25 protein-coding genes and 1 pseudogene are annotated in these 24,941 nt (G+C 72.0%); 12 read left to right on the top strand and 14 right to left on the bottom strand.

Annotated features, from left to right (window positions below; translation table 11 throughout):
• Nucleotides 1–104 precede the first annotated feature (104 nt).
• Together O1G22_RS28370 and O1G22_RS28375 are read left to right on the top strand one after the other, a co-directional pair.
• A complete protein-coding gene (locus O1G22_RS28370; protein WP_270083903.1) occupies nucleotides 105–1,394 on the top strand; it encodes a WxL domain-containing protein in 1,290 nt (429 codons plus the stop codon).
• Between the two features lie 60 nt (nucleotides 1,395–1,454).
• Nucleotides 1,455–2,483 (top strand): WxL protein peptidoglycan domain-containing protein, encoded by a 1,029-nt coding sequence (locus O1G22_RS28375; RefSeq protein ID WP_270083904.1) that lies wholly within the window; start codon nucleotides 1,455–1,457, stop codon nucleotides 2,481–2,483.
• Here O1G22_RS28375 and O1G22_RS28380 read toward each other — a convergent pair.
• Both O1G22_RS28380 and O1G22_RS28385 read right to left on the bottom strand, forming a co-directional pair.
• Nucleotides 2,377–2,715: a P-II family nitrogen regulator gene (locus O1G22_RS28380; RefSeq protein WP_270083905.1), complete on the bottom strand. Its 339-nt coding sequence runs from the start codon at nucleotides 2,713–2,715 to the stop codon at nucleotides 2,377–2,379. The two genes, O1G22_RS28375 and O1G22_RS28380, sit on opposite strands and share 107 nt — an antisense overlap.
• Nucleotides 2,712–4,031 (bottom strand): ammonium transporter, encoded by a 1,320-nt coding sequence (locus O1G22_RS28385; RefSeq protein WP_270083906.1) that lies wholly within the window; start codon nucleotides 4,029–4,031, stop codon nucleotides 2,712–2,714. The genes O1G22_RS28380 and O1G22_RS28385 overlap by 4 nt, the downstream gene beginning before the upstream one ends.
• A gap of 152 nt (nucleotides 4,032–4,183) precedes the next feature.
• On the opposite strand from O1G22_RS28385, the gene era reads away from it, so the two are divergent.
• Nucleotides 4,184–5,137, top strand: a complete 954-nt coding sequence (era, locus tag O1G22_RS28390) for a GTPase Era (RefSeq protein WP_270083907.1) — start codon at nucleotides 4,184–4,186, stop codon at nucleotides 5,135–5,137.
• A 368-nt stretch (nucleotides 5,138–5,505) separates the two neighbouring features.
• Here the strand turns inward: era and O1G22_RS28395 are convergent, their stop codons facing one another.
• Entirely contained in the window at nucleotides 5,506–6,360 is an 855-nt protein-coding gene (locus tag O1G22_RS28395) for a helix-turn-helix transcriptional regulator (RefSeq protein WP_270083908.1), read from the bottom strand.
• A gap of 119 nt (nucleotides 6,361–6,479) precedes the next feature.
• On the opposite strand from O1G22_RS28395, the gene O1G22_RS28400 reads away from it, so the two are divergent.
• Nucleotides 6,480–7,334 carry an NAD-dependent epimerase/dehydratase family protein gene (locus tag O1G22_RS28400; RefSeq protein ID WP_270086570.1) on the top strand — a complete coding sequence of 285 codons (855 nt, stop codon included), beginning with the start codon at nucleotides 6,480–6,482 and terminating at the stop codon, nucleotides 7,332–7,334.
• Here the strand turns inward: O1G22_RS28400 and O1G22_RS28405 are convergent.
• The 4 genes from O1G22_RS28405 to O1G22_RS28420 are packed head-to-tail and all read right to left on the bottom strand — an operon-like array spanning nucleotide 7,331 to nucleotide 11,344.
• Entirely contained in the window at nucleotides 7,331–8,587 is a 1,257-nt protein-coding gene (locus O1G22_RS28405; RefSeq protein WP_270083909.1) for an MFS transporter, read from the bottom strand. The two genes, O1G22_RS28400 and O1G22_RS28405, sit on opposite strands and share 4 nt — an antisense overlap.
• Entirely contained in the window at nucleotides 8,584–9,930 is a 1,347-nt protein-coding gene (locus O1G22_RS28410) for a GH1 family beta-glucosidase (protein WP_270083910.1), read from the bottom strand. Before O1G22_RS28410 ends, O1G22_RS28405 begins: the two co-directional genes overlap by 4 nt.
• Nucleotides 9,931–9,988: 58 nt before the next feature.
• Nucleotides 9,989–10,255 carry a protealysin inhibitor emfourin gene (locus O1G22_RS28415; protein ID WP_270083911.1) on the bottom strand — a complete coding sequence of 89 codons (267 nt, stop codon included), beginning with the start codon at nucleotides 10,253–10,255 and terminating at the stop codon, nucleotides 9,989–9,991.
• Nucleotides 10,256–10,276: 21 nt separating this feature from the next.
• Nucleotides 10,277–11,344, bottom strand: a complete 1,068-nt coding sequence (locus O1G22_RS28420) for a M4 family metallopeptidase (RefSeq protein WP_270083912.1) — start codon at nucleotides 11,342–11,344, stop codon at nucleotides 10,277–10,279.
• A 341-nt stretch (nucleotides 11,345–11,685) separates the two neighbouring features.
• Here O1G22_RS28420 and leuA point away from each other — a divergent pair, with 341 nt between their 5' ends.
• A complete protein-coding gene (gene leuA, locus O1G22_RS28425; protein WP_270083913.1) occupies nucleotides 11,686–13,407 on the top strand; it encodes a 2-isopropylmalate synthase in 1,722 nt (573 codons plus the stop codon).
• A 184-nt stretch (nucleotides 13,408–13,591) separates the two neighbouring features.
• Nucleotides 13,592–14,278, top strand: coding sequence for a TerB family tellurite resistance protein (locus tag O1G22_RS28430; RefSeq protein ID WP_270083914.1), 687 nt, complete (start codon nucleotides 13,592–13,594; stop codon nucleotides 14,276–14,278).
• Between the two features lie 13 nt (nucleotides 14,279–14,291).
• Here O1G22_RS28430 and O1G22_RS28435 read toward each other — a convergent pair whose 3' ends face one another.
• Complete coding sequence (locus tag O1G22_RS28435; protein ID WP_270083915.1) at nucleotides 14,292–14,954, bottom strand: response regulator; 663 nt, start codon at nucleotides 14,952–14,954, stop codon at nucleotides 14,292–14,294.
• On the bottom strand, nucleotides 14,951–16,216 hold the full coding sequence (locus O1G22_RS28440) for a sensor histidine kinase (RefSeq protein WP_270083916.1): 1,266 nt from the start codon (nucleotides 16,214–16,216) through the stop codon (nucleotides 14,951–14,953). Before O1G22_RS28440 ends, O1G22_RS28435 begins: the two co-directional genes overlap by 4 nt.
• A 192-nt stretch (nucleotides 16,217–16,408) precedes the next feature.
• Between O1G22_RS28440 and O1G22_RS28445 the strand changes: the two genes are divergently transcribed.
• Genes O1G22_RS28445 through O1G22_RS28455 form a run of 3 tightly spaced genes read left to right on the top strand, consistent with a single transcriptional unit; the run spans nucleotide 16,409 to nucleotide 19,389 of the window.
• Nucleotides 16,409–17,500 (top strand): ABC transporter permease, encoded by a 1,092-nt coding sequence (locus O1G22_RS28445; RefSeq protein ID WP_270083917.1) that lies wholly within the window; start codon nucleotides 16,409–16,411, stop codon nucleotides 17,498–17,500.
• The gene (locus O1G22_RS28450; RefSeq protein ID WP_270083918.1) at nucleotides 17,497–18,180 is read left to right on the top strand and encodes an ABC transporter ATP-binding protein; all 684 of its coding nucleotides are present in this window, start codon (nucleotides 17,497–17,499) and stop codon (nucleotides 18,178–18,180) included. Before O1G22_RS28445 ends, O1G22_RS28450 begins: the two co-directional genes overlap by 4 nt.
• Before the next feature lie 42 nt (nucleotides 18,181–18,222).
• Nucleotides 18,223–19,389: a sialidase family protein gene (locus tag O1G22_RS28455; protein WP_270083919.1), complete on the top strand. Its 1,167-nt coding sequence runs from the start codon at nucleotides 18,223–18,225 to the stop codon at nucleotides 19,387–19,389.
• A gap of 34 nt (nucleotides 19,390–19,423) precedes the next feature.
• Here O1G22_RS28455 and O1G22_RS28460 read toward each other — a convergent pair whose 3' ends face one another.
• Nucleotides 19,424–20,350, bottom strand: coding sequence for a dihydrodipicolinate synthase family protein (locus O1G22_RS28460; protein WP_270083920.1), 927 nt, complete (start codon nucleotides 20,348–20,350; stop codon nucleotides 19,424–19,426).
• Nucleotides 20,347–20,532 (bottom strand): annotated as a pseudogene (locus tag O1G22_RS28465) (peptide ABC transporter ATP-binding protein); the annotation flags it as partial. The gene O1G22_RS28460 and the pseudogene O1G22_RS28465, both read right to left, overlap by 4 nt.
• Nucleotides 20,533–20,585: 53 nt before the next feature.
• Here O1G22_RS28465 and recO point away from each other — a divergent pair.
• Genes recO through O1G22_RS28480 form a run of 3 tightly spaced genes read left to right on the top strand, consistent with a single transcriptional unit; the run spans nucleotide 20,586 to nucleotide 22,745 of the window.
• Complete coding sequence (recO, locus tag O1G22_RS28470) at nucleotides 20,586–21,332, top strand: DNA repair protein RecO (RefSeq protein WP_270083921.1); 747 nt, start codon at nucleotides 20,586–20,588, stop codon at nucleotides 21,330–21,332.
• Between the two features lie 18 nt (nucleotides 21,333–21,350).
• Nucleotides 21,351–22,187, top strand: a complete 837-nt coding sequence (locus O1G22_RS28475) for an isoprenyl transferase (RefSeq protein WP_225096848.1) — start codon at nucleotides 21,351–21,353, stop codon at nucleotides 22,185–22,187.
• A 24-nt stretch (nucleotides 22,188–22,211) separates the two neighbouring features.
• Complete coding sequence (locus O1G22_RS28480) at nucleotides 22,212–22,745, top strand: YcxB family protein (protein ID WP_270083922.1); 534 nt, start codon at nucleotides 22,212–22,214, stop codon at nucleotides 22,743–22,745.
• Between the two features lie 6 nt (nucleotides 22,746–22,751).
• Here the strand turns inward: O1G22_RS28480 and O1G22_RS28485 are convergent, their stop codons facing one another.
• The 3 genes from O1G22_RS28485 to O1G22_RS28495 form a co-directional block, all read right to left on the bottom strand.
• The gene (locus O1G22_RS28485) at nucleotides 22,752–23,168 is read right to left on the bottom strand and encodes a Fur family transcriptional regulator (RefSeq protein WP_270083923.1); all 417 of its coding nucleotides are present in this window, start codon (nucleotides 23,166–23,168) and stop codon (nucleotides 22,752–22,754) included.
• A gap of 63 nt (nucleotides 23,169–23,231) precedes the next feature.
• Complete coding sequence (locus O1G22_RS28490; RefSeq protein ID WP_270083924.1) at nucleotides 23,232–24,170, bottom strand: metal ABC transporter permease; 939 nt, start codon at nucleotides 24,168–24,170, stop codon at nucleotides 23,232–23,234.
• Entirely contained in the window at nucleotides 24,170–24,940 is a 771-nt protein-coding gene (locus O1G22_RS28495; protein ID WP_270083925.1) for a metal ABC transporter ATP-binding protein, read from the bottom strand. Before O1G22_RS28495 ends, O1G22_RS28490 begins: the two co-directional genes overlap by 1 nt.
• Nucleotide 24,941: the final 1 nt, after the last annotated feature.

Raw genomic sequence — 24,941 nt, forward strand, 5'->3', positions numbered from 1 at the left:
CCCCCTGTCGGCGCAGATGAGCCGCTGCGCCCGCGACCCTCAGGAGGGGGCCCATGGGTGCCACACCGCCCTCAAGCTCACGAAGATCCCTACGGTGGCGCTGGATGTCACTGTTCGGGGCGACCGCGCTCGCGGTCACCGCGGGCGGCGCGCTGGCCTGCCCGGCCGGTGCCGCCGGCACGAACGTGGACTTCGCCACGCACTGCATCCCGCCCGCCGTGGCCGGCATCCCGCCGATCGACGGCACCACGACCGCCAACGTCTCGGTGGACAACGCGAGTCCGAAGGTCGGCGACACCGTCACCGTGACCTACACCGTGGTCACCGCCGCCGCGAGCAACCCGACCGACCTCGCACTGCCCGCCGACATCATGACCCCGACCGGCAAGGTCGCCCTCGGTGGGGCCCAGGCCGGGGACGTCACCGTCGCGGGGCCCAAGAAGAATCCGCCGGTCCCCGGGAAGGCCGCCTTCCCGTCCTTCTCCATGACCGGCACGTTCACCGTGACCAAGCCCGGCCAGATCACCCTCTCGCCCGGCGACTACAACATCCACACCAGCTACATCCTGGAGCTGGACACCCCCTGCACGGTCACCAATCCGCCCGCACCGGTCTCCGAGACGGTCACGGCGACCTCCGGAACTCCCGCCAACACCCGTGCCATCTCACTGAGTTCGGCCTCGGGCAACGCGGGGGCCGGTGTCACCGTCAGCGGCAGCAACTTCACTCCGGGCGCGACCGTCACCCTCGCCGGCCGGTCCGGGGACAAGCAGACCGCCGACACCGCCACCGTCACCGCCAACGCACAGGGCTCCTTCAGCGGTTCCCTCGTCGTCAACGACAAGACGACCACCGGGATCGTGGCCTACGAGGGCGGCTCCTGGAGCGCGGACAAGGGGGCCGGGCCCGCGGCCTACGTCGTCAACGACACCACCCCCGTGCCGCCCGGCAGTCAGAAGCTGACGACCACCGTCAAGGCGGGCACCCTGTCCATGTCCCAGGCCGGGGACTCCGTCGCGCTGTCGTCGGTCGACTTCGGCCAGGGCGGAGCCTCCACCGGCAAGCTCCAGACCGTCACCGTCAAGGACTTCCGTGGCGGGCCGGCCGGCTGGTCGCTCACCGGCAAGATCACCGACTTCTCCGGGCCCGGCGCCAAGATCGATGCGGGCAGGCTCAGCTGGACTCCCGTCTGCGCGACCAAGGCGGGCAGCCCCAGCACCTGCAAGGCCGGTTCGGCGGGCACCGTGGGCGGTTCGGGAGCGACCCTCGCGTCGACGTCCGACGGCACGCTCACCGGCGGTGAGTTCACCGTCGACGCCGGACTCTCCCTGGACGTACCGGCGTTCACGCCTCCGGGCTCGTACTCCGGTGTGCTCACGCTGACGCTCACCTGAACCCGAGCGTACGGGCGTCCGCACCCGCCCGTCCCCTTCTCCCACCGGGGGTCCGCACCCATGCGCAAGCCGTACGCCCTCCTCCGATACCTCCTGAGCCTCCTCGGCCTCCTGCTCGCGGGGCAGGCCATCCCCGCGCACGCCGCCGACAACGGCAGCTGGTCCGTCTACCCGGTCGCCTCGAAGATCGCCGCGCGGCCGTACTTCTACCTCGCCGCCGACCCCGGGCAGACCCTCACCGACAAGGTCGCCGTCCAGAACAAGACCGGCGGCCCGCTCACCTTCCGCCTCTACGCCGCCGACGCCTACAACACCGCCCGCGACGGCGGATTCGCCGTACGCGGGCCGACGGAGCGGATGGGCGGAGTGGGTGCCTGGGCCAGGCCGGCACAGTCCCGGATCACCGTGCCGGGGCGTACGACCGTCACCGTGCCGTTCACCCTGCACGTGCCCGACGGCGCCGGACCCGGCGACCATCCCGGTGCGATCGTCGCGCTCGACGAGCGGATCGACCCCGGCAGCGGCTCACTCGCCCTCGGTGTGCAGCGGGCCGTCGGCGCCCGCGTCTATCTCCGGGTCAGCGGGCCCACGCTCCCCGCGGTCTCGGTCGAGCACGTGCGGATCAGCCATCACCAGCCGCTGATCCCGGGTCTCGGCGCCAGTACGGCGACCATCTCCTACACCCTGCGCAACACCGGCAACGTCACCGTCGACCCGAAGGTGGTGCTGAAGGCGCGCGGGCTGTTCGGCCGTACGCTGCTCGACCGCACCCTCACCCGGGTCCCCTCCGAGCTGCTGCCGGGGCAGCGGGTACGGCTCACCGAGCCATGGTCTGGGGCGCCCCAACTCGACTGGGGGGACGTGACGTTGACCGCGAGCGCGCCCGGCACCCGGCAGTCGGCGAGCGCCTCGTTCCTCGCGCTGCCGTGGCTGTTCGCCGGGCTCGTGTTCGCGGCGGGCCTGACGGCCGGGGTGCTGCTGGTCAGAGCGCGTCGGGGCCGTGTTCGCCGGTCCGCACCCGTACGACCGTCTCCACGGGCACGGACCACACCTTCCCGTCCCCGATCTTCCCCGTCCGCGCGGCCCTGACGACCGCGTCGATCACGGCGTCGGCGTCCGCGTCCTCCACGACGACCTCGATGCGCACCTTCGGCACCAGGTCGACGCGGTACTCGGCGCCCCGGTACACCTCGGTGTGGCCGCGCTGCCGGCCGTAGCCGCTGGCCTCGGTCACGGTCAGACCGCGCACGCCCAGCTCCTGCAGGGCGGTCTTGACCTCGTCGAGGCGGTACGGCTTGACGATGGCGGTGATGAGCTTCATGCCTGGGTGCTGACCTTCTGGGTGCTGGTTCCGGTGAGAACGGAGTGGGAGACCGGGGCGCCATGGCCCAGGACGCCGTGATCGTATGCCGTCTCCGCGTGCACCGTAAGGTCCAGGCCGGTGTGCTCCTGCTCCTCGCTCGCCCGGAAGCCCATCATCTTGTCCAGCAGCTTGCCGAGGCCGTACGTCACCACGAAGGCGTACGCCGCCACGACCACCACGGCCAGCGTCTGCTTGCCGAGCGGGGCGAGCCCGCCGCCGTAGAACAGGCCCACGGCGGCGCCGGTCATCGCCTTCTCGGCGAACAGGCCGATCAGCAGGGTGCCGATGATGCCGCCGACCAGGTGGACGCCGACGACGTCGAGGGAGTCGTCGTAGTTCAGCTTGAACTTCCAGCTCACCGCGTAACTGCAGACGACACCGGCGGCCAGGCCCACGACGAGGGCGCCGAGCAGGGAGACCGTGCCGCAGGACGGGGTGATCGCGACCAGGCCGGCGACCGCGCCGGAGGCGGCGCCGAGTGTGGTGGGGTGGCCGTCGCGCTTCTGCTCCACGAAGAGCCAGCCGAGCAGGCCGGTGCAGCCGGCGGCCAGGGTGTTGAGGAAGGCGGCCGCGGCGAGGCCGTTCGCGCCGAACGCGCTGCCCGCGTTGAAGCCGAACCAGCCGAACCAGAGCAGACCGGCGCCGAGGATCACCATGGGCAGGTTGTGGGGCCGCATGGCGTCCTTCTTGAAGCCCAGCCGGGGCCCGAGGACCAGGCACAGGGCGAGACCGGAGGCACCGGAGGTGATCTCGACGGGCAGACCGCCCGCGAAGTCGAGCGCGCCGAGCTTGGTGGCGATCCAGCCGCCGGGGCCCCAGACCCAGTGGGTGATGGGGATGTATACGAGCAGGGTCCAGACCGGGACGAAGACCAGCCAGGCCGCGAACTTCGTCCGGTCCGCCACCGCGCCGCTGATCAGGGCCGCCGTGATGATCGCGAAGGTCAGCTGGAAGGTGGCGAAGAGGAGCGTGGGGACGGTGCCGTGGACGCTGCCGGGCGTGATGTGTGCCATGCCGGCGTGACCGAGGCCGCCGATCAGTCCGCCGCCGATGTCGTCGCCGAAGGCGAGGGAGTAGCCGACCGCCAGCCAGACCACCGTGACCAGGGCGATCGACACGAAGCTCATCATCAGCATGTTGAGGACGCTCTTCGTGCGGACCATGCCGCCGTAGAACAGGGCCAGGCCCGGCGTCATCAGCAGGACGAGGGCGGTCGCGGCGAGCAGCCAGGCGGTGTCGCCGGTGTTCACTTGGGGCGCGGCGGCGAGAGTCACGGGCGTCTCCAACGGTGTCAGGGCTGCGTCAGAGGTTCACCGGTACGCGTTTCCGGTTGCGTACGAGTGTGTTTCCGTGACGTTTCATTGCCTGAGGGTTACCGAAACCTCACGGTGCGGCCGGGGGTTGTGGATCAGGGACAATGAACGGCATGAGCGTGCGTACCCAGTCATCCGAGCAGCCGGCCGAGGCCGTCCACCGTGCCGGCTTCGCCTGCTTCGTGGGCCGCCCCAACGCGGGCAAGTCCACCCTCACGAACGCTCTGGTCGGGCAGAAGGTGGCCATCACCGCGAACCAGCCGCAGACGACGCGGCACACGGTACGCGGGATCGTGCACCGGCCCGAGGCCCAGCTGATCCTCGTGGACACCCCCGGGCTCCACAAGCCGCGCACGCTGCTCGGCGAGCGGCTCAACGACGTCGTACGGACCACGTGGGCCGAGGTCGACGTGATCGGCTTCTGCCTTCCGGCGAACGAGAAGATCGGCCCCGGTGACCGCTTCATCGCGAAGGAGCTGGCCGGGATCAAGAAGTCCCCGAAGGTCGCGATCGTCACCAAGACCGACCTGGTCGACTCCAAGACCCTCGCCGAGCAGCTGATCGCGATCGACCAGCTGGGCAAGGAGCTGGGCATCGAGTGGGCGGAGATCGTCCCGGTGTCGGCGGTGGGGGCCAAGCAGGTGGATCTGCTGGCCGACCTGCTGATCCCGCTCCTCCCCGAGGGCCCGGCCCTCTACCCCGAGGGCGACCTCACGGACGAGCCCGAGCAGGTCATGATCGCGGAACTCATCCGCGAAGCGGCGCTGGAGGGCGTCCGCGACGAGCTGCCGCACTCCATCGCGGTGGTCGTCGAGGAGATGCTCCCGCGCGAGGACCGCCCCGCGGACCGCCCCCTGCTGGACATCCACGCCAACGTCTACATCGAGCGCCCCAGCCAGAAGGGCATCATCATCGGCCCCAAGGGCAAGCGCCTGAAGGAGGTCGGCATCAAGTCCCGCAAGCAGATCGAAGCGCTGCTCGGTACCCCGGTCTTCTTGGACCTGCACGTGAAGGTGGCGAAGGACTGGCAGCGGGACCCGAAGCAGCTTCGCAAGCTGGGCTTCTGAGGGCGGGGGCTCCGCCTCCGGGCCCCGTTTCCCGTGCGGCATCAAGTCCCGTGAGCAGATCGAAGGGCTGCTGGGGACGCCGGCCGCGTGGCGGTAGCCGCATGTCGATGCAGCCTGGACCTGCACGTGAAGGTGGCCAAGGACTGGCAGCGGGACCCGAAGCAGCTTCGCAAGCTGGGCTTCTGAGGGCGGGGGCTCCGCCTCCGGGCCCCGTTTCCCGTGCGGCATCAAGTCCCGTGAGCAGATCGAAGGGCTGCTGGGGACGTCGGCCGCGCGGTGGTAGCCGCATGTCGATGCAGCCTGGACCTGCACGTGAAGGTGGCCAAGGACTGGCAGCGGGACCCGAAGCAGCTCCGCAAGCTCGGTTTCTAGTCGAGGGCTCCCTGCGGGGTCATGTCCTGCAAGCCCACCACCCTCAGCAGCTGAAGCCGTTCGTGGGACTCCGTTCCCGGGCGGGCTGTGTGGACGATGAGGAGGTGGTGGTGTTCGTGGCTGAGCATGACCTCGCAGTCCAGTTCCAGGAGGCCCACCAGCGGGTGCTGGAAGCGCTTGGTCGCCCGGTTGCGCAGGGACACCTCGTGCTGGTCCCACAGGAGTGCGAACTCCTCGCTCGATGAACGGAGTTCGGCGACCAGCTCGGCCGGTTCCGGGTCGTCGGGGCGGGCGGCGGTCACCGCGCGCAGGTTGGCCACGTGGGAGCGCGCGTGCGGCTCGTGGTCCTCCGCCGGGAAGAGCGAACGCGCGGTCGGGTCCAGGAAGAAGCGGCGGATCAGGTTCCGTTCGTGCCGGGGGCGGGACATCACGTCGCCGACCAGCGCCTTGGCCATCGCGTTCTGGGCCAGGACCTCACCGCAGTCGTTCACCAGCTGCGCCGGAGTGTCGTACAGGCGGTCCAGGATCAGCAGCAGTCCGGGCCGGACATGCGCCGACGCCGTCTCGCGGCGCGGCGGCTCCTCGCCGGCCAGGTGGAACAGGTGGTCGTGTTCGGCGTCGGTGAGGCGCAGCGCACGCGCCAGCGCCGTGAGCATCTGGCGGGACGGGCGCGGCCCCCGGGACTGTTCCAGCCGTGTGTAGTAGTCCACCGACATGCCCGCCAGCGCCGCCACCTCCTCCCGGCGCAGGCCCGGTGTGCGGCGGCGCGCGCCGGGCGTCAGGCCCACGTCCGACGGGGTCAGCCGGGCGCGGCCACGGCGCAGGAAGTCGGCGAGTTCGGCTCGGTTCACCCCTCCAGCGTGCGGCAGCCCGCCCGGCTTATCCAGGGACTGTCGATCCCCCGATCAGCAGGTCTCTCCCGCTCTCTCCCGCGTCGGCCGAGGCTGGTCACCGACGAGAGGAGCACATGATGCTGACATTGGTGACCGGGACGACGGGACAGGTCGGACGCCGCTTCGTGCCCAGGCTGCTGGCCCAGACCCGGCCGGGGGAGAGGGTCCGCGTGCTGGTGCGGGACGCGGCGCGCGGGGAGCCGTTCGCGGAGCTGGGCGCCGAGGTCGTGGAGGGGGACCTGAGGGACGCGGAGGCGCTCGGCAAGGCGGTGGCCGGCGTGGACACCGTCCTGAACATCGCCGCGTCCTTCCGCGGGGTACCGGACGACGAGGCCTGGGCCGTCAACCGGGACGCCGCGGTGGAGCTGGGCCGGGCCGCGCTGGCCTCCGGGGTGCAGCGCTTCGTGCAGGTCAGCACGGGACTGGTGTACGGGAAGGGACGGGGCCGCCCGGTGACCGAGGAGGACGAGAGCCGGCCCGGCGGCGCGATGTGGGGCGCCTACCCCGCGGCGAAGGCGGAGGCCGAACGGGCGCTGCTGGCCATGGACGGCATGGACGTGCGCGTCGCCCGGCTGCCCTTCGTCTACGGTGAGGGCGACCCGCACCTGCTCCAGTCGCTGCGGTGGGCCGCCGGCTGGGCGGCGACCCAGCGCCTGCACCTGGGCCACCACGCGGACGTCGCCCAGGGCCTGCTGCGCCTCCTGCACGCGCCGGGCATCGCCGGCCGGATCTACAACATCGCCGACGACGCCCCCGTCACAGCGGTCGAACTGCACCAGCTCAACGGAGCCGAGGTCCCCGCCGCACTCCACGACCGCACCGACCCCGACCCGTGGCTCGTGATCATGTCCACCGAGCGGATTCGCCGGGAGCTGGGCTACCGGCCGGTGTACCCGTCGGTCTACGCGGCCCGGGATGCCGGGGCGCTCTAGTCGACCCCTCTGATCCGCCCCACCAGCACCGCCCCCGCCAGCCCGATCGCGGCCGCCACCAGGTACAGCACCCGGTAGCCGCCCAGGTACGTCACGATCGGCGCGGCCAGCGCCGGGGCGGCCACCTGGGGCAGGGCGTTGGCCACGTTGATGACGCCGAGGTCCTTGCCCCGGTCCAGGGCCCTCGGCAGGACGTCCGTCATCAGCGCGAAGTCGACCGAGGTGAACACGCCGAAGCCGATCCCGAGGACCGCCGACGCGACGATCGCGCCCGGCCAGGTCTGCCATCCGGCCAGCGCCGCCGTCGCCACCGCCATCAGCACCCCGGACCAGACGACGAACGGCTTGCGCCGGCCCACCCGGTCCGACCACACCCCGCCCGCCACGACGGTCGCCATCAGCGTCAGGCTGTTGACGGCCGTCAGGATCAGCACCCCCTGGCCGGGGTCGTGGTAGTGGAGGCGGTCGCGCAGGTAGTACAGGAGGTACAGCAGCACCAGCGCGTTGCTGAGGTTCATCAGGAACCGGGTCAGCCACGCCCAGCCCAGGTCCGGATACCGGCGCGGGCTCAGCCAGAAGCCCGCCAGAAACGCCCGCCAGGACCACGGCGGGCGGTCGGCGGCGGGCAGCCGCAGATCCGGGTACCGCAGCACGTACGGCAGCACCCCCGCCACCGTGCACACCGCGCAGGCCACATACCCGGCGCCGATCCCGCCGGCCGCCGTCGCGAGGCCCGTGCCGCCGACCACGCCCAGGATCTGCGCCGCCCCCAACCAGCCGCCCACCGCGCCCCGTTGGAGCCTGGGCACCCGGTCCGGCACGGCCGCCGTCACCGCCGCGAACGCCGCGTTCAGCGTGAGCTGCACCAGACACCAGCCCGCCGCCATGGACCACACCCCGCCCGCCCGCGCGAGCAGCAGCAGGGACAGCGCGCCGCCCGCCGTCCCGGCCACGATCCACGGCGTACGGCGGCCCCGGCGGGACGTCGTACGGTCCGACAGGGCGCCGAAGACCGGGTTCGCCGCCAGCGACACCGCCGCACCGGCCCCTGTCACCCAGGCCAGCATCGTCTCCTTCGACATCCCGGAGCCCGGTGCGAAATTCTTGGCCTGGGAGGCGAGCAGGATCTGCAGCGGGCCGAACCAGCCCACCCAGATCGCCCCGTTGGCCAGCGACAGCGCTGCCGTCCAGCCCCGGCCGACCCGTTCGACCGGTTCCGCGAGGGCGTCGGCCGAAGCGCCGGCCGTGGTCATCTCTGGGCCCGGAGCATGTCCCGGAACCAGTGGTAGGAGGCCTTCGGGGTGCGCTCCAGGGTGCTGTAGTCCACGTGCACCAGACCGAAGCGGCGCGCGTAGCCCTCCGCCCACTCGAAGTTGTCCATCAGGGACCACACGAAGTAGCCGCGCACGTCCACCCCGGACTCCAGCGCCGTGTGGAGGGCGCGGAGGTGGGCGTCCAGGTAGGCGATGCGGTCCTGGTCGTCGAGGCCCTCGTACGAGCAGCCGTTCTCGGTGATGACGATCGGCGGGAGCTTCTCGCCGTAGCGCTCGCGGAATCCGGTCAGCAGTTCCGTCAGCCCCTCCGGGACCACCGGCCAGCCGAAGTCGGTGGTCGGGCGGCCCTCGATCTCCCTCACCGAGAAGGGGAGTTCGGCGGGGAGGGCCAGGCCGCCGTACTCGCTGTCGGTGCCGCCGGGCGCGCCCACCCGGGTCGGCGCGTAGTAGTTGATCCCGTACCAGTCGACCGGCTCCGCGATGACCTTGAGGTCGGCGGAGACGTCGTCCCCCGGCATCAACTCGCCCATCCCCTCCGGGTATTCACCGAGGATGACCGGTTCGGCGAACAGGCGGTTGAGCAGGACGTCGTAGAAGCCGGCCGCCTCCATGTCCGCCGGTTCGCCGGAGGCGGGCCAGGTGGGGCCGTGGGAGTTGGCGATGCCGATGTCGGCCGCTCCGGCCGCACGCAGGGCTCGTACCGCCAGTCCGTGGGCGAGGAGTTGGTGGTGGGCGACCGGGAGGGCATCGAAGAGGAGCTGCTTGCCGGGCGCGTGGGCGCCCAGGGCGTGTCCCAGCAGCGTGTGTTCCGCCGGCTCGTTGAGGGTGATCCACTTCTTCACCCGGTCGCCGAGGCGCTCGGTCACCACGCTCACGTGGTCGGCGAACCGGGCCGCCGTGTCCCGGTCGAGCCAGTCCAGGGAGGCGGGCAGATCCCAGTGGAAGAGGGTGGGCACGGGCCGTACGCCCGCCGCGCACAGCTCGTCCACCAGGCGGTCGTAGAAGTCCAGCCCGCCGGGGGAGTTCACCCGGGGCCAGGAGACCGAGAAGCGGTACGCGTCCACGCCGAGGCCGGCGAGGAGGGCCACGTCCTCCCGGTAGCGGTGGTAGTGGTCGCAGGCCACCGCCGCCGTCGAGCCGTCCTTCACCCGTCCCGGCTCGGCCGTGAAGACGTCCCACACGGAACGCTCGCGTTCGTCGGCCGCCCCCTCGATCTGATGGGCGGAGGTCGAGACACCCCACAGGAAGCCGTCCGGGAAACGGGGCACCGGGGGCACCGGGGGCACCGGGGATATCGGATCGCCTGCGTCGTCAGTCGCCATGGCCGGGATCATCCTTACCCCCGGTAACGGAAGTCAATGCCCCGGCGTGAAACGCCGGCTACGCCCCTTCCTTCAGCACCAGCGTCACCAACTCCCGCTGCTCCTGCGTGAGTCGGGGGTCGGCCGCGTACACCGTGCGGCCGTCGACGGTGATCTCGTAGGCGAAACCGTCCGGGACGCCCGGCGGCGGGGTGCCCTGGCCGACGGCGAGGACGCGTTCGGCCAGGGCCTGCAGGGACGGGGCGTCGGGCCGGCCCGAGGTGTCCACCTCGGCCCGGCGCTCGATCCCCGCGAAACCGCCCGTGCGCCGTACTTGGATACGCATGGGTCCCTGTCTAGTACGGAACTACGACGTCCGCACCCCGACCTGCGCCCATGCCTTCTGCACGGCGTCGACCTCGGCCCCGGCGCCGTACCGCTGCTGGGCCGCCTTCAGCGTCAGCGTGCCGAACGCGGCGAAGTCCGCGTCCGACGGCAGCTCGCCGCCGGTGAGCACGTCGTACCAGATCTGCCCGGCCTTCTCCCAGGCGTGCCCGCCGATGGCGGAGGCCACCAGGTAGAAGGCGTGGTTCGGGATGCCGGAGTTGGTGTGCACGCCGCCGTTGTCGCGGTTGGTGTGCACGTAGTGCGCCATGGTCGCGGGCTGCGGGTCCTTGCCGAGCCGGGGGTCGTCGTACGCCGTGCCCGGGGCCTTCATCGAGCGCAGCGCGGTGCCGTGGACGCCCGGCGCGAGCAGGCCCTGGCCGATCAGCCAGTCGGCCTGGTCGGCGGTCTGACCGAGTGAGTACTGCTTGATGAGGGAGCCGAAGACGTCGGAGACCGACTCGTTGAGCGCGCCGGACTGGCCGTAGTACTCCAGGTTCGCGGTGTACTGCGTGACGCCGTGGGTGAGTTCGTGGCCGATGACGTCGACGGAGGAGGTGAAGTCGGTGAAGATCTGGCCGTCGCCGTCCCCGAAGACCATCTGCTCGCCGTTCCAGAAGGCGTTGTCGTAGTCGGTCTCGTAGTGCACGGACGCGTTCAGCGGCAGCCCGTTGCCGTCGATGGAGTTCCGCTCGTACGCCTTCAGGTACAGCTCGAAGGTGGCGCCGAGGCCGGCGTAGGCGCGGTTGACACTGGCGTCCTGGACCGGGTCGTGGCCCTCCGCGCGGACCTCGGTGCCGGGCAGGTCGCTGCCGTGCTGGGCGTCGTAGATCGTGCGCTTCGGCTGGCTCGTGGCGGGCGCCGGGGCGGCGACGGCGGCCTGGGTGCGGACCGCGGTGACGCGGCGGCGGGTGCGCAGCGAGGAGTCGTGCTGCAGGGTGCGCAGCGCGGAGTCGGAGAGCGCCTGGTCCTCGTGCTGGGCGAGCCGGTCGAGGATGTGCGGCGGCACGATCGTGCAGAAGACGGGCTTCAAGCCCCCGTTGGTGGTCATGGCTCAGCACCATGGCACTGCGTGACGTAAGTGTCACTACCCGCAACCGTGATTGGTGAAATACGGTGACAATACGGTGATGCTTCGCCTGCGCACCGTAGCCGCAGTGGTATGGCGCACTTTTTGCCCCTTTTGCTCCCACGGTCCCGCATACTGATACAGGCCCTCGTGTCCGGCGCGGCTCGGCTAGGCTGCGGAGCATCATGCGTTTCGGGCTGCTTCTTCTTAGCTGCCGCGGCGAGGGCCTGTAGTCAAAGGCCGACTCCCTCCCCGCGGAGCTCTGGCGTTGCGTCGTCGGCCGTCCACTCGGATATCCGGACATCCTGAGGAGCCCACGCATCATGGCCAACCGCCAGCAGCCCAGCACCATGCCGATCCACAAGTACGGCCGCTACGAGCAGGTCGACATCCCGGACCGCACCTGGCCGGAGCAGCGCATCACCGTCGCCCCCCGCTGGCTCTCCACCGACCTGCGTGACGGCAACCAGGCCCTGATCGACCCGATGTCGCCCGAGCGCAAGCGCCGGATGTTCGACCAGCTGGTCAAGATGGGCTACAAGGAGATCGAGGTCGGCTTCCCCGCCTCCGGCCAGACCGACTTCGACTTCGTGCGCTCGATCATCGAGGAAGAGGGCGCGATCCCCGAGGACGTGACGATCTCCGTCCTGACCCAGGCCCGCGAGGACCTGATCGAGCGGACCGTGGAGTCCCTGAAGGGCGCCCGCCGCGCCACCGTCCACCTCTACAACGCCACCGCGCCCGTCTTCCGGCGCGTGGTGTTCCGCGGCTCCAAGGACGACATCAAGCAGATCGCCGTCGACGGCACCCGCCTGGTGATGGAGTACGCCGAGAAGCTGCTGGGACCGGAGACCGAGTTCGGCTACCAGTACAGCCCCGAGATCTTCACCGACACCGAGCTGGACTTCGCGCTGGAGGTCTGCGAGGCGGTCATGGACGTCTGGCAGCCCGGCCCGGGCCGCGAGATCATCCTCAACCTGCCCGCCACGGTGGAGCGTTCGACGCCGTCGACGCACGCGGACCGCTTCGAGTGGATGAGCCGCAACATCTCCCGCCGCGAGCACGTCTGCATCTCCGTCCACCCGCACAACGACCGCGGTACGGCCGTGGCGGCGGCCGAGCTGGCCCTGATGGCCGGCGCCGACCGCGTCGAGGGCTGCCTGTTCGGGCAGGGCGAGCGCACCGGCAACGTCGACCTGGTCACCCTGGGCATGAACCTGTTCTCCCAGGGCGTCGACCCGCAGATCGACTTCTCCGACATCGACGAGATCCGTCGTACGTGGGAGTACTGCAACCAGATGGAGGTCCACCCGCGCCACCCGTACGTGGGCGACCTGGTCTACACGTCCTTCTCCGGCTCCCACCAGGACGCCATCAAGAAGGGCTTCGACGCCATGGAGGCCGACGCCAAGGCCAAGGGCGTCACGGTCGACGACATCGAGTGGGCGGTGCCGTACCTGCCGATCGACCCCAAGGACGTCGGCCGCTCCTACGAGGCCGTCATCCGCGTCAACTCGCAGTCCGGCAAGGGCGGTATCTCCTACGTCCTGAAGAACGACCACAAGCTGGACCTGCCGCGCCGGATGCAGATCGAGTTCTCCAAGCTCATCCAGGCGAAGACGGACGCCGAGGGCGGCGAGATCACGCCGAAGGAGATCTGGGCGGTCTTCCAGGACGAGTACCTGCCGAACCCGGACAACCCGTGGGGCCGCATCCAGGTCAAGACCGGCCAGTCGACCACGGACACGGACGGCGTCGACACCCTGACCGTCGAGGCCACCGTCGACGGCGAGGACACCGTCCTGTCCGGCTCCGGCAACGGTCCGATCTCGGCCTTCTTCGACGCCCTGGAGTCCATCGGCGTCGACGTACGCCTGCTGGACTACCAGGAGCACACGATGAGCGAAGGCGCCTCCGCGCAGGCCGCCTCCTACATCGAATGCGCGATCGACGGCAAGGTCCTGTGGGGGATCGGCATCGACGCGAACACGACGCGTGCGTCGCTGAAGGCGGTCGTCTCGGCCGTCAACCGCGCGGCCCGCTGACCACTCTGACCGGGAGTTTCGGGGCCCCGCCCGCTGTATACGGCGGGCGGGGCCCCGGCTGTTATCGGCCATGGGGCCGGCCAGGTCACAGAAAGGTCTCTTCCGGGGTACTGACTCAGCCTCCGTGATGTGGCTAACATCACGCCAGCGCTGCGATGTTGCCGCGCGGTTACGGAGGTGCGACGTGCTGCCAGTACGGGGACGAAACGGCCGGGCCCTGCGTTTTCTGGGTGCGCGCACCGCATGGACCCCGGTCGGGGACGGCGAGTTCTACTGCCCCGGCTGCGGAGGGGACCGTAACTACCAACGGCTCACCGGCCGTCGCCGGCTCACCCTGCTCGGGCTGCCGCTGCTGCCGCGCGGCACGGCCGGACCGGTCGTGGAGTGCGCGGCCTGCCGCCGGCACTACGGCACCGACGTCCTCGACCACCCCACCACCCGCCGCTTCTCCGCGATGCTCCGCGACGCCGTGCACACCGTCGCCCTCGCCGTGCTCGCCGCGGGCGGCACCTGTTCCCGTACGGCCCTGGAGACCGCCGCCACCACGGTCCGCGCGGCCGGCTTCGACGACTGCACCGAGGAGCAGCTGGCCGCGCTGGTCGAGGCCCTCGCCGCCGACACCGGCCGGGTCTTCGAGCAGTCGTACGGCGCCGGCCTGACGATAGAGCTGCACGAGGCCCTGGACCCGCTCGCCCCGCACCTCGCCCCCGCCGGCCGCGAGTCCCTCCTCCTCCAGGCCGCCCGCATCGCCCTCGCCGACGGCCCCTACACGCCCGCCGAACGGGACGCGCTCACCACGGTCGGCGCGGCCCTGACGATCTGCGCCGACGACGTCACCCGCCTGCTGGCGGCTGCCCGCACCCCCTCCTGACGCCTGAGCCGGGTCAGCGGCGGATGAGCCCGAGGTCGCCGGCGGCGGCCACGGCGGCCGTACGGGAGTCGACGCCGAGCTTGGCGTAGACGCGGGCCAGGTGGGACTTGACGGTGCCCTCGGTGAGGTGGAGCCGGCGGCCGACGGCCTGGTTGGACAGCCCCTCGGCGACCAGGGCGAGGACCTCGGTCTCACGCCGGGTCAGCGAGGTGCCCGGGGTGCGCAGTCTGCTCATGAGCCGGTCCGCGACCGCGGGCGCCAGGGCGGTGCGCCCGCCGGCCGCCGAACGCACGGCCGCGGCCAGCTCCTCCGGAGGGGCGTCCTTGAGCAGGTAACCGGTCGCGCCCGCCTCGATGGCCGGAAGGGTGTCGGCGTCGGAGTCGTAGGTCGTGACGATCACCACCCGGGGCGCGTCCGGCCGTGCGGTGATCGCGGCGGTGGCCTCCGCGCCGCCCATCCCCTTGCCGAACTGCAGGTCCATCAGCACGACATCGACGTCCCCGCCGGCGGCCCGGTCGACGGCCTCCTCAGCGGTCGCGGCCTCGGCCACGACCACCAGCCCCGGCTCGGTCTCCAGCACGGCCCGCAACCCGGCGCGTACGACGGGGTGGTCGTCGGCGAGGAGGAGGCGGACGGGGTGGTCGAGACGGCCGGGGTGGTCGGGGTGGTCGGTCACGGGTGGGCCTTCGTGTGGGTGGGGAGGGGGGACGGGGTACCGGTGGGGGCGGGCGGGGGCTCGGTCCCCTCGGGCGCGGGGAGCGGGAGGCGGGCCGTCAGGGTGGTGCCGTGGCCGGGGGCCGAGTCGATGGTCAGGGTGCCGTTCAGGGCGCGGAGGCGGGCCTCCATGGCGGTCAGGCCGAAGCCGCCCGTCTCGGGGTCGGGCACCGGCAGCCGGACGGGGTCGAAGCCCACGCCGTCGTCGGTGACCGTGAGGGTGATCCCGTCGTCGCGTCGGGCGAGGGTGACCTCCACGGTCGTAGCGCGCGCGTGGCGCACGGTGTTGGCCAGCGCGGACTGGGCGACGCGCAGCAGGGCGACCTCCTGCGCGGTCGGCAGGGCGGCCGGGTCACCGCTGAGACGGAAGCGGGCCGTGAGGCGGTGGCGGGTCCCGGTGGTGGTGCACAGCCGCTCCAGCGCGTCCGGCAGGCTGCTGCCCTCCAGAGCCGGCGGAGCGAGGGCGGCGACGAAGCGGCGGGCCTCGGCGAGGCTGTCGACCGCGGCCTGGCGGGCCTGGCCGACATGGCGCGCGGCGTTCTCCGCCGTGTCGGGCAGGGTGCGTTCGGCCGCGCGCAGCAGCAGCTGGATGCTGGACAGACCCTGCGCGAGCGTGTCGTGGATCTCGCGGGCCAGTCGCTCGCGTTCGGCCAGCACCCCCGCCGTGTGCTGGGCCTCGGCCAGGTCGGCGCGGGTGGCGGTGAGTTCCTCGATCAGTCGCCGGCGCCGTTCGCTCTCCCGGTACAGCGCCTGGTATCCCCACACCACCGCGACCGCGACGGCGGCCCCGAGCGCCGGCCCGATCACCATGGCCGCGCCGAACGCACCCTGATGGGCGGCGAACGCGACCACCGCCGCGCACGCGGTCGCGGCCACGGCGGCCGGACCCGCCCGGCGGGGCAGCAGATGGAGCTGGAGGAAGTACAGGGGGAAGGCCACCCACACCCCGTCGGCGGACAGCGCCAGCAGCACCAGCCACACCGCACCCACGGCTGCCAGCCACCAGGCGGCGGCCCGCCGGCCGCCCCGGACCCGGGGCAGCAGCGGCCCCGCCGCGTACACCAGCCCGCACCCGGCCGCCGCGGCGACGGTCGCCCCGGCATATGGCAGCGAACCGGTCACCGCCCGTACGGCGGCCAGCGCGAGCAGGCCGACGACCAGCAGGTGCAGGCACCAGGACAGGGCCCGGGTGGTCGGGGTGAGGGCGGGGGAGGCGGTGCTCACGGTTCTGCCGGCGTTGTTCACAGTGCCTCCAGAGTAGGGAAACGACGCGCCGGCCGGCCTCTGCCGAAAGTTGCAATCCGGGCGCCGCCCTTCGATCCGCGAAGTGCCCTCCGCCGCCAGATGCCCGAGCGGGGTGCGGGCGGCGACGGTGGGGGCACACCACATCCACCTCCGCAGAGAGCAGTCGCCGCCGTGTTCGTCGCCTGGAGAGACCTGAGGTTCGCCAAGGGCCGCTTCGCCCTGATGGGAACCGTCATCACTCTGATCACCCTGTTGGTCGGGCTGCTGTCCGGACTCACCGCCGGTCTGGGCCGGCAGAACATCTCCGCGATCACCGGCCTGCCCGCCGACCGGATCGCCTTCGCCGCCCCCGGCACGGGGCAGAGCCTGTCGTACACCGACTCCACCGTCACCGCCCGCCAGTGGGAACAGTGGGCCGAGGTGCCCGGCGTCACCCGCGCCGAACCGCTCGGGATCACCACCACCAAGGCCACCGCCGGCGACCGGAGCACCGCGGTCTCCGCCTTCGGCGTCCGGCCCGGCTCCCGCCTGGCCCCCGACGGCGGCGCGATCCACGGAGCCACGGCGGTGCTGTCCACCACCGCCGCCCACGACCTCGGCGGCCTCACGCCGGGGGACACCCTCACCCTGGCCGGCCGGAAGCTGACCGTGGCCGCCGTAGCCGGCGACGCCTCCTTCAGCCACACCCCCGTGATCTGGACCAGCCTCACCGCCTGGCGGCAGGCGGCACCGCCCAGCGGTGCGGGCGAGGGGCCGACGGCGACCGTGATCGCCCTGAACACGACCGCCGGCGCGGATGTCACCGCCGCCGACCGGACCATCGGCACCAGGACCGTCACCAAGGACGGCTCGCTGTCCGCGATCGGCTCCTACACCTCCGAGAACGGCTCCCTGCAGCTGATGCGCGGCTTCCTGTTCGCCATCTCCGCGCTCGTCGTCGGCGCCTTCTTCACCGTCTGGACCATCCAGCGCAGCGGTGACATCGCCGTACTCAAGGCGCTCGGCGCCTCCACCGCGCACCTGCTGAAGGACGCCCTCGGCCAGGCCGCCGTCCTGCTCGTCGGCGGCACCTTCCTCGGCACCGGCATCGCCGCCGCGCTCGGCGCCTTCGCCGTGGGGGACGCGGTGCCGTTCCTCCTCACCCCCGCCACCGTCCTCGCCCCCGCCGCCGTGACGATCCTGCTCGGCACGCTCGGGGCCGCCCTGTCCGTCCGCCGCATCACCTCCGTGGACCCGCTGACCGCCCTGGGGAGCGCCCGATGAGCCTCAACCTGTCCGAGATCACCCTCACCTACCCCGACGGCGAGGACCGCCTGACCGCCCTCGACCGGGTCAGCCTCGACGTGCCCCGGGGCACTCTGACCGCCCTGGCCGGCCCCTCCGGCTCGGGCAAGTCCAGCCTTCTCGCCGTCGCCGCCACCCTCGTCACCCCCGACGCCGGCACGGTCACCGTCGACGGCGTCACCACGACCGGCCTGAGCCGCGCGGAACTGGCCGAGCTGCGCCGCCACACCATCGGCATCGTCTTCCAGCAGCCCCATCTGCTGCCGTCGCTCACCGCGGCCGAGCAACTGCAGCTCATGGCCTCGATCGACGGGCGCGCACCGGGCAAGGCCCGCGCCCGGGCCCTGGAGCTGCTCGACGCGGTGGGCCTGGCCGCGCAGGCCGGACGGCGGCCTCACCAGCTCTCCGGCGGCCAGCGCCAGCGGGTCGGCATCGCCCGCGCCCTGATGAACGACCCCGCCCTCCTCCTGGTCGACGAGCCCACCAGCGCCCTCGACCACGAACGCGGCGCCGCCGTCGTCGACCTGCTCACCCGCCTGACCCATGAGCGGGCCACCGCGACCGTCCTGGTCACACACGACCGCACCCATCTCACCGCGGCCGACCGGATCGCGGAGGTCCACGACGGCCGCCTCCGCCTGCCCACGACGGCCCCCTGACGGAGTAGGGGCGCCCCGGCGAATCCGGGCAGCCATCACGGTGTGACCCCGCTCCACCGCACCCTCCTCGCCGCCCTGTCCCTCCTCACCGGCCCCCTGACCGCCCAGGTGCCCCCGGCCCACGCGGCCCCCGGCTGTGTCGCCTCCGTGCCGTACGTCTCCGGCCGGGGCGGCTATCACACGTACCGGATCCCCGCGCTCGTCCGCACCCGGCACGGCACGGTGCTGGCCTTCGCCGAGGGACGGCGGAACGGCGCCGGGGACTCGGGCGACATCGATGTGGTCCTGCGCCGGTCGGCCGACGGCGGCTGCACCTGGGGCCCGCTGACCGTCGTCGCCGCCGGGCACGGCGACACCCGGGGCAACCCGGCGCCGGTCGTGGACCCGCGCACCGGCGCCGTCGTGCTCGTCACCTGTGGCAACAGCGGCAAGGTGACGGAGGGCCAGATCAGCCGTGGCGAGGCCGACCGCAGGGTGTACGTGCAGCGCAGCCGGGACGACGGCCGCCGCTTCTCGCCCCCGGAGGACATCACGGCCCAGGTGAAGCGGCCCGGCTGGCGCTGGTACGCCACCGGACCCGGCCACGCGGTGGCCCTCACCCGGGGCCCGCACCGCGGCCGCCTCCTCGTCCCCGCGAACCACTCCGTCGCCCCGCCCGCCGGCTCCTCCGGCGCCGGCCCCCGGTACGACGGCGGCCACGCGCTCTACAGCGACGACGGCGGCGGCACCTGGCACCTGGGCTTCGTGTCGGCCACCACCGGAGGGGTGACCAACGTCAACGAGACGACGGCCACCCAACTCCCCGACGGCAGGCTCTACTTCAACGCCCGCGACCAGTACGGCACCGCCCCCGGCCACCGCCTGGACGCCTACTCCGGGGACGGCGGCCGGACCCTCGACCGCCCCTACACGGTCCAGCCGACCCTGAACGACGTGCCCGTGGTCCAGGGCAGCGTCCTCCAACTCCACGGCCCCGACGCCCCGTTGCTCTTCTCGGCCCCCTCCGTGCCGACCGCCCGCCGGGCCCTGGCGCTCTGGTCGAGCACGGACGCCGGCCGCACCTTCACCAGGCTGCGCACCCTCACGCACCGCCCCGCCGCCTACTCCGACCTGGTCCAACTGGGCCCCGCCACGGTCGGCGTCCTGTACGAGACGGGCGCCGCGCACAGCTACGACACCCTGGAGTTCCGCAGGCTCACCCTGACCTAGGGGGTGTCGTCCGGATCACCCGGCGTCGCGGGCTCTACAGAAGCCCGGCCGCCGCCAGGAACTTGCCGACCTTCTCGGTCTCCTCGCCGGACAGCGGCACCTGCGGCTCGGCCGTCACCGGGCAGTCGATGATCCCGCGCAGATGCAGTGCCGCCTTGAACGCGCCCAGCGCCGAGGAACCCCCGCCCATCCGCGCCGGATCACCGGCCCGGACCATCCCGAACAGCGCGCACAGCCGCTCCTGTTCGGCCCGCGCCCCCGCCCGGTCACCCGCTCGGCACAGGCGGTAGAGGCGGACGTAGCCGTGCGGGTCGACGTTGCCCAGCCCCGGCACACACCCGTCCGCGCCCAGCGCCAGTGACGCATCCACGATCAGCTCGGAGCCGGTCAGCACACTGAACCCGGGATGCGCTCGGGCCCCGGTGACGACCTCCCGGAAGGCGCCCAGGTCCCCGCTGGAGTCCTTGAGCCCGGCCAGCACCCCGTCGGCGGCCAGGCCCAGCACCAGGTCGGCGGGGAGCTTGGTGTGCACGGCCATCGGGATGTCGTAGGCGATGACCGGAACCGGGCTCGCGGCGGCGATCCGGCGGTAGTGGTGGACGATCTCCGAGCGGTGGGTGCGGGTGTAGAAGGGCGCGGTGACGACCACCGCCTCCGCACCGGCCGCCGTCACCGCCGTGACGTGCTCCAGGACGCGGGGCGTGGTCATGTCGATGGCCCCCGCGAGGACCGGCAGCTGGCCGCCGATGTGCCCGGTCACCGCCTCCACCACCAGTCTGCGCTGCCGGTCCGTCAGAAACGCCGCCTCCGAGGTTGACCCGAGCAGGAACAGCCCGTGCACCCCGCCGTCCACGAGATGGTCGACCAGCCTGAGCAGCGAGGGCACATCCACCTCGCGGTCCGGCGTCAGGGGCGTGCAGACGGGCGGGACGACACCGGTGAGCGGGGCGGGGAACGTCATTCAGGGCTCCTGAAGCAGGCTCTGGCGCAGACTCTGTCGGGCCAGATCGTGGACCGATCCTCCTCCACAGGATGGTGGCAGCGGTAGCGGTGTCCAGGGCATGACGCGGCCGAGCAGCCCGGCATCGACCCGCCGCACACCGCGTCCGCCTTCCAGCAGCGGCTGCGGAACGGAAGGCCGGTGGTTTTCACCCGGACGGGCAGCGCAGCGGTACCCGTGCGCGAGAATGGACGGCATGAGTCTGTTCCGCGACGACGGCATCGTGCTGCGCACCCAGAAGCTGGGTGAGGCGGACCGGATCATCACCATCCTCACGCGCGGTCACGGCCGGGTACGGGCCGTGGCGCGCGGGGTGCGGCGGACCAAGTCGAAGTTCGGGGCGCGGCTGGAGCCGTTCTCCCACGTCGACGTGCAGTTCTTCGCGCGCGGCAGCGAGCTGGTCGGGCGCGGGCTGCCGTTGTGCACGCAGAGTGAGACCATCGCCGCGTACGGTGCCGGGATCGTGACCGACTACGCGCGGTACACCGCCGGCACCGCCATGCTGGAGACCGCCGAGCGGTTCACCGACCACGAGGGCGAGCCCGCCGTACAGCAGTATCTGCTGCTCGTCGGCGGCCTACGGACGCTCGCCCGGGGCGAGCACGCCCCCCATCTCGTCCTCGACGCCTTTCTGCTGCGCTCCCTCGCCGTCAACGGGTACGCGCCCAGCTTCGGCGATTGCGCGAAGTGCGGTATGCCCGGCCCCAACCGGTTCTTCTCCGTGGCCTCCGGCGGCTCCGTCTGCGTCGACTGCCGGGTGCCCGGTAGCGTCGTACCCTCGCCGCAGACTCTGGTACTCCTCGGCGCCTTGCTTACGGGAGACTGGGAGACGGCCGACGCGTGCGAGGCGCGGTACGTCCGGGAGGGCAGCGGGCTGGTGTCCGCCTACCTGCACTGGCATCTGGAGCGCGGGCTGCGGTCGCTCAGGTACGTCGAGAAGTAAGAGGGAGACGAGAAGCACATGGTCGTACGCGGGATCCTGGGGCGCCAGCGTCGCGAGTACAAGGCGCCGGAGCCGCACCCGTCGGGTGCCCGTGCGCCGAAGCTGCCCGGCGAGCTGGTGCCGAACCACGTGGCCATCGTCATGGACGGCAACGGGCGGTGGGCGAAGGAGCGGGGGCTGCCCAGGACCGAGGGGCACAAGGTCGGCGCCGAGCGGGTGCTGGACGTGCTCCAGGGCTCGATCGAGGTCGGCGTCCGCAACATCTCCCTGTACGCCTTCTCCACCGAGAACTGGAAGCGCTCGCCCGACGAGGTCCGCTTCCTGATGAACTTCAACCGCGACTTCATCCGCAAGACGCGGGACCAGCTCGACGAACTCGGCATCCGGGTGCGCTGGGTGGGCCGTATGCCCAAGCTGTGGAAGTCGGTCGCCAAGGAACTCCAGGTGGCCCAGGAGCAGACCAAGGACAATGATCTGCTCACCCTGTACTTCTGCATGAACTACGGCGGCCGGGCCGAACTCGCCGACGCCGCCAAGGCGATGGCCGAGGACGTGAAGGCGGGCCGGCTCGACCCGGCCAAGGTCAGCGAGAAGACCATCCAGAAGTACCTGTACTACCCCGACATGCCGGACGTGGACCTCTTCCTGCGGCCCAGCGGCGAGCAGCGCACCTCCAACTACCTGCTCTGGCAGAGCGCGTACGCCGAGATGGTCTTCCAGCACGTGCTGTGGCCGGACTTCGACCGGCGTGACCTGTGGCGGGCCTGCATCGAGTTCGCCTCCCGCGACCGGCGCTTCGGCGGGGCGATCCCGAACGAGGAGCTGCTGGCCATAGAGGGCCACCAGCAGGCCTGAGCACTACCGGTACGATCCCGCCTCATGGTCATGGACATGGGGCGGGAGGCCGTCCAGGAGGCGGTCGAGCTGGACTACCGGCATGAGGTGCGGGACTTCGCGTCGGCGGTGCGGGCGCGCCGGAAGGTCAGCAGGTCGGCCAGGCTGATGACGGTGGCGATGGGACTGGCGTTCGTCGCCTTCGCGTTGATCGCCGCGGCCGGACTGGCCGCCGGTCGGGTGGACCCGTTCGCGTTGATCCTCATGTGCTACTTCGGTGTCGGGCTCCCCTTGGTGCCCCAGCTACAGGCGCGCAGTCTGGCCCGGGTGGCCGACCTGATCGGGCCGTGCCGTGCGACGGTGACGGACGCCGGGGTGACGATCCGCGCGGAGCACACCACGGTTGTCCACGGCTGGGGTGCCCGGCCGGTGTACCGGGAGACCCCTGAGGCGTTCGTCCTGTTCAGCGGTGACCGCAACGCGCGCTGTCTGACCCTGCTGCCCAAGCGCGGGCTGGCCGATCCGGCGGACGCCGACCGGCTGTGTGCGATCCTGGACCGCCACCTGACCCGCGCCTAGGAAACGTCAGCCGCTCCCGGCGGCGCACTCCGCGCACGTGCCGAAGATCTCCACTGTGTGCGCCACATTGACGTAGCCGTGCTCGGCGGCGATCGCCTCGGCCCACTTCTCCACGGCCGGACCCTCCACCTCCACCGCCTTGCCGCAGGCGCGGCACACGAGGTGGTGGTGGTGTTCGCCGGTGGAGCAGCGGCGGTACACGGACTCGCCGTCGGAGGTGCGCAGGACGTCGACCTCGCCGGCGTCGGCGAGGGACTGCAGCGTGCGGTACACCGTGGTCAGCCCGACCGAGTCGCCCTTGTGCTTGAGCATGTCGTGCAGTTCCTGCGCGCTGCGGAACTCGTCGACCTCGTTCAGGCACGCCGCCACGGCTGCACGCTGTCGGGTCGCGCGGCCCTTCACGGGCGGTCCAGCGGTCGTCACCGTCGTCTCCTCACGTCTCGCTTCTGCCCGGGCGGCCATTGTGCCAGCCCGGACTGACAGCGGTCAGACGCCGACCTCGTCCCCGGCGCCTCTCGCACCCGGAACGGCACCCGGAATCGCGCCCGGAACCGTGGCCGGAATCGTGCACTCCGCCGGGTCCCCGGCGGGCCCGGTCAGGGCCGCCGCGCGGGCGCGTCGGCGGGCCAGCGGGGTGGCCAGCGCGGTCAGCGCGATGAACGCGGCGATGGTCAGCAGGACGATCGTCGCACCGGGCGGCACGTCCTGGTAGTACGAGGTGATCGTGCCGCTGACGGTCACGGCGATCCCGATCGCGACGGCGATCACGAACGTGGCGGTGAAGCTGCGGGTGAGCTGCTGGGCCGCCGCCACCGGCACGACCATCAGCGCGGACACCAGCAGCAGGCCGACCACGCGCATGGCGACGGTCACCGTCACCGCCGCCGTCACCGCCGTCAGCAGGTTCAGCGCGCGCACCGGCAGGCCCGTGACCCGGGCGAACTCCTCGTCCTGGCTCACCGCGAACAGCTGGCGGCGCAGGCCGAGGGTGACCAGCACCACGAACGCGGCCAGCAGACAGATCGAGACGACGTCCGACTGCGACACCGTCGACAACGAGCCGAACAGGTACGACGTGAGGTTCGCGTTGGAGCCGCCGGGCGCGAGGTTGATGAACATCACGCCGCCGGCCATGCCGCCGTAGAAGAGCATGGCGAGGGCGATGTCGCCGCGCGTCCTGCCGTACCAGCGGATCAGCTCCATCAGGACCGCGCCGAGGACGGACACGGCCGTCGCCATCCACACCGGGGAGGTGGAGAGCAGGAAGCCGAGGCCGACGCCCGTCATGGCCACGTGCCCGATGCCGTCGCCCATCAGGGCCTGGCGGCGCTGGACCAGGTAGATCCCGACGGCGGGGGCGGTGATGCCGACCAGGACGGCGGCGAGCAGCGCCCGCTGCATGAAGGCGTAGTTCAGGAAGTCCATCAGCTCAGCAGCCCCGTCCGCAGAGATTCGGAACCCGTCGGTGCGTGCGGGTGTACGTGGTCGTGGCCGGGCAGGGCGTGCTGGCCCAGTGCTTGCGGCGGCGGGCCGTCGTGGAGCACGCAGCCGTCCCTGAGGACGACCGCCCGGTCGATCAGGGGCTCCAGCGGGCCCAGCTCGTGCAGCACGAGCAGGACCGTCGTACCGGCCGCGACCTGGTCCTTCAGTGTCCGGGCGAGGATCTCCTGGCTGGCCAGGTCGACGCCCGCCATCGGCTCGTCCATGATCAGCAGCTCGGGCTCGGCGACCAGGGCGCGGGCGATCAGCACGCGCTGGTGCTGGCCGCCGGAGAGGGCGTTCACCGAGTCCTTGGCCCGGTCGGCCATGCCGACCAGCTCCAGGGCCCGCCGTACGGCCTCCCGGTCGGCCCTGCGGAAGACGCCGAAGCGGGTGCGGGAGAGCCGGCCCGAGGAGACGATCTCGGTGACCGTCGCCGGGACCCCGCCCGCGGCCGTCGTGCGCTGCGGTACGTAGCCCACGCGCGCCCACTGGCGGAAGGCGCGGCGCGGGGTGCCGAACAGCTCGATCGTGCCGCCGCTCGTCGGCACCTGGCCGATGATCGTGCGGATCGCGGTCGACTTGCCGGAGCCGTTGGCGCCGAGCAGCGCGACGACCTCGCCGCGGCCGACGGTGAGGTCGATGCCGCGCAGCACGGGGCGCGCGCCGAGTTCGGCGGTGACCCGGCGCAGGGCTATGACGGGCTCACTGGTCATC

The sequence above is a fragment of the Streptomyces camelliae genome, assembly GCF_027625935.1.
Taxonomy (GTDB): Bacteria; Actinomycetota; Actinomycetes; order Streptomycetales; family Streptomycetaceae; genus Streptomyces; species Streptomyces camelliae.

Excerpts from the sequence above, each read along its gene's own strand:
- O1G22_RS28415 (WP_270083911.1), bottom strand. The coding sequence starts at position 10,255 with ATGCGTATCCAAGTACGGCGCACGGGCGGTTTCGCGGGGATCGAGCGC.
- O1G22_RS28370 (WP_270083903.1), top strand. The coding sequence starts at position 105 with ATGTCACTGTTCGGGGCGACCGCGCTCGCGGTCACCGCGGGCGGCGCG.
- O1G22_RS28495 (WP_270083925.1), bottom strand. The coding sequence starts at position 24,940 with ATGACCAGTGAGCCCGTCATAGCCCTGCGCCGGGTCACCGCCGAACTC.
- recO (WP_270083921.1), top strand. The coding sequence starts at position 20,586 with ATGAGTCTGTTCCGCGACGACGGCATCGTGCTGCGCACCCAGAAGCTG.
- O1G22_RS28410 (WP_270083910.1), bottom strand. The coding sequence starts at position 9,930 with ATGGCGACTGACGACGCAGGCGATCCGATATCCCCGGTGCCCCCGGTG.
- O1G22_RS28400 (WP_270086570.1), top strand. The coding sequence starts at position 6,480 with ATGCTGACATTGGTGACCGGGACGACGGGACAGGTCGGACGCCGCTTC.
- O1G22_RS28460 (WP_270083920.1), bottom strand. The coding sequence starts at position 20,350 with ATGACGTTCCCCGCCCCGCTCACCGGTGTCGTCCCGCCCGTCTGCACG.
- O1G22_RS28375 (WP_270083904.1), top strand. The coding sequence starts at position 1,455 with ATGCGCAAGCCGTACGCCCTCCTCCGATACCTCCTGAGCCTCCTCGGC.
- O1G22_RS28380 (WP_270083905.1), bottom strand. The coding sequence starts at position 2,715 with ATGAAGCTCATCACCGCCATCGTCAAGCCGTACCGCCTCGACGAGGTC.
- O1G22_RS28490 (WP_270083924.1), bottom strand. The coding sequence starts at position 24,170 with ATGGACTTCCTGAACTACGCCTTCATGCAGCGGGCGCTGCTCGCCGCC.
- O1G22_RS28480 (WP_270083922.1), top strand. The coding sequence starts at position 22,212 with ATGGTCATGGACATGGGGCGGGAGGCCGTCCAGGAGGCGGTCGAGCTG.
- era (WP_270083907.1), top strand. The coding sequence starts at position 4,184 with ATGAGCGTGCGTACCCAGTCATCCGAGCAGCCGGCCGAGGCCGTCCAC.
- O1G22_RS28420 (WP_270083912.1), bottom strand. The coding sequence starts at position 11,344 with ATGACCACCAACGGGGGCTTGAAGCCCGTCTTCTGCACGATCGTGCCG.
- leuA (WP_270083913.1), top strand. The coding sequence starts at position 11,686 with ATGGCCAACCGCCAGCAGCCCAGCACCATGCCGATCCACAAGTACGGC.
- O1G22_RS28475 (WP_225096848.1), top strand. The coding sequence starts at position 21,351 with ATGGTCGTACGCGGGATCCTGGGGCGCCAGCGTCGCGAGTACAAGGCG.
- O1G22_RS28405 (WP_270083909.1), bottom strand. The coding sequence starts at position 8,587 with ATGACCACGGCCGGCGCTTCGGCCGACGCCCTCGCGGAACCGGTCGAA.
- O1G22_RS28450 (WP_270083918.1), top strand. The coding sequence starts at position 17,497 with ATGAGCCTCAACCTGTCCGAGATCACCCTCACCTACCCCGACGGCGAG.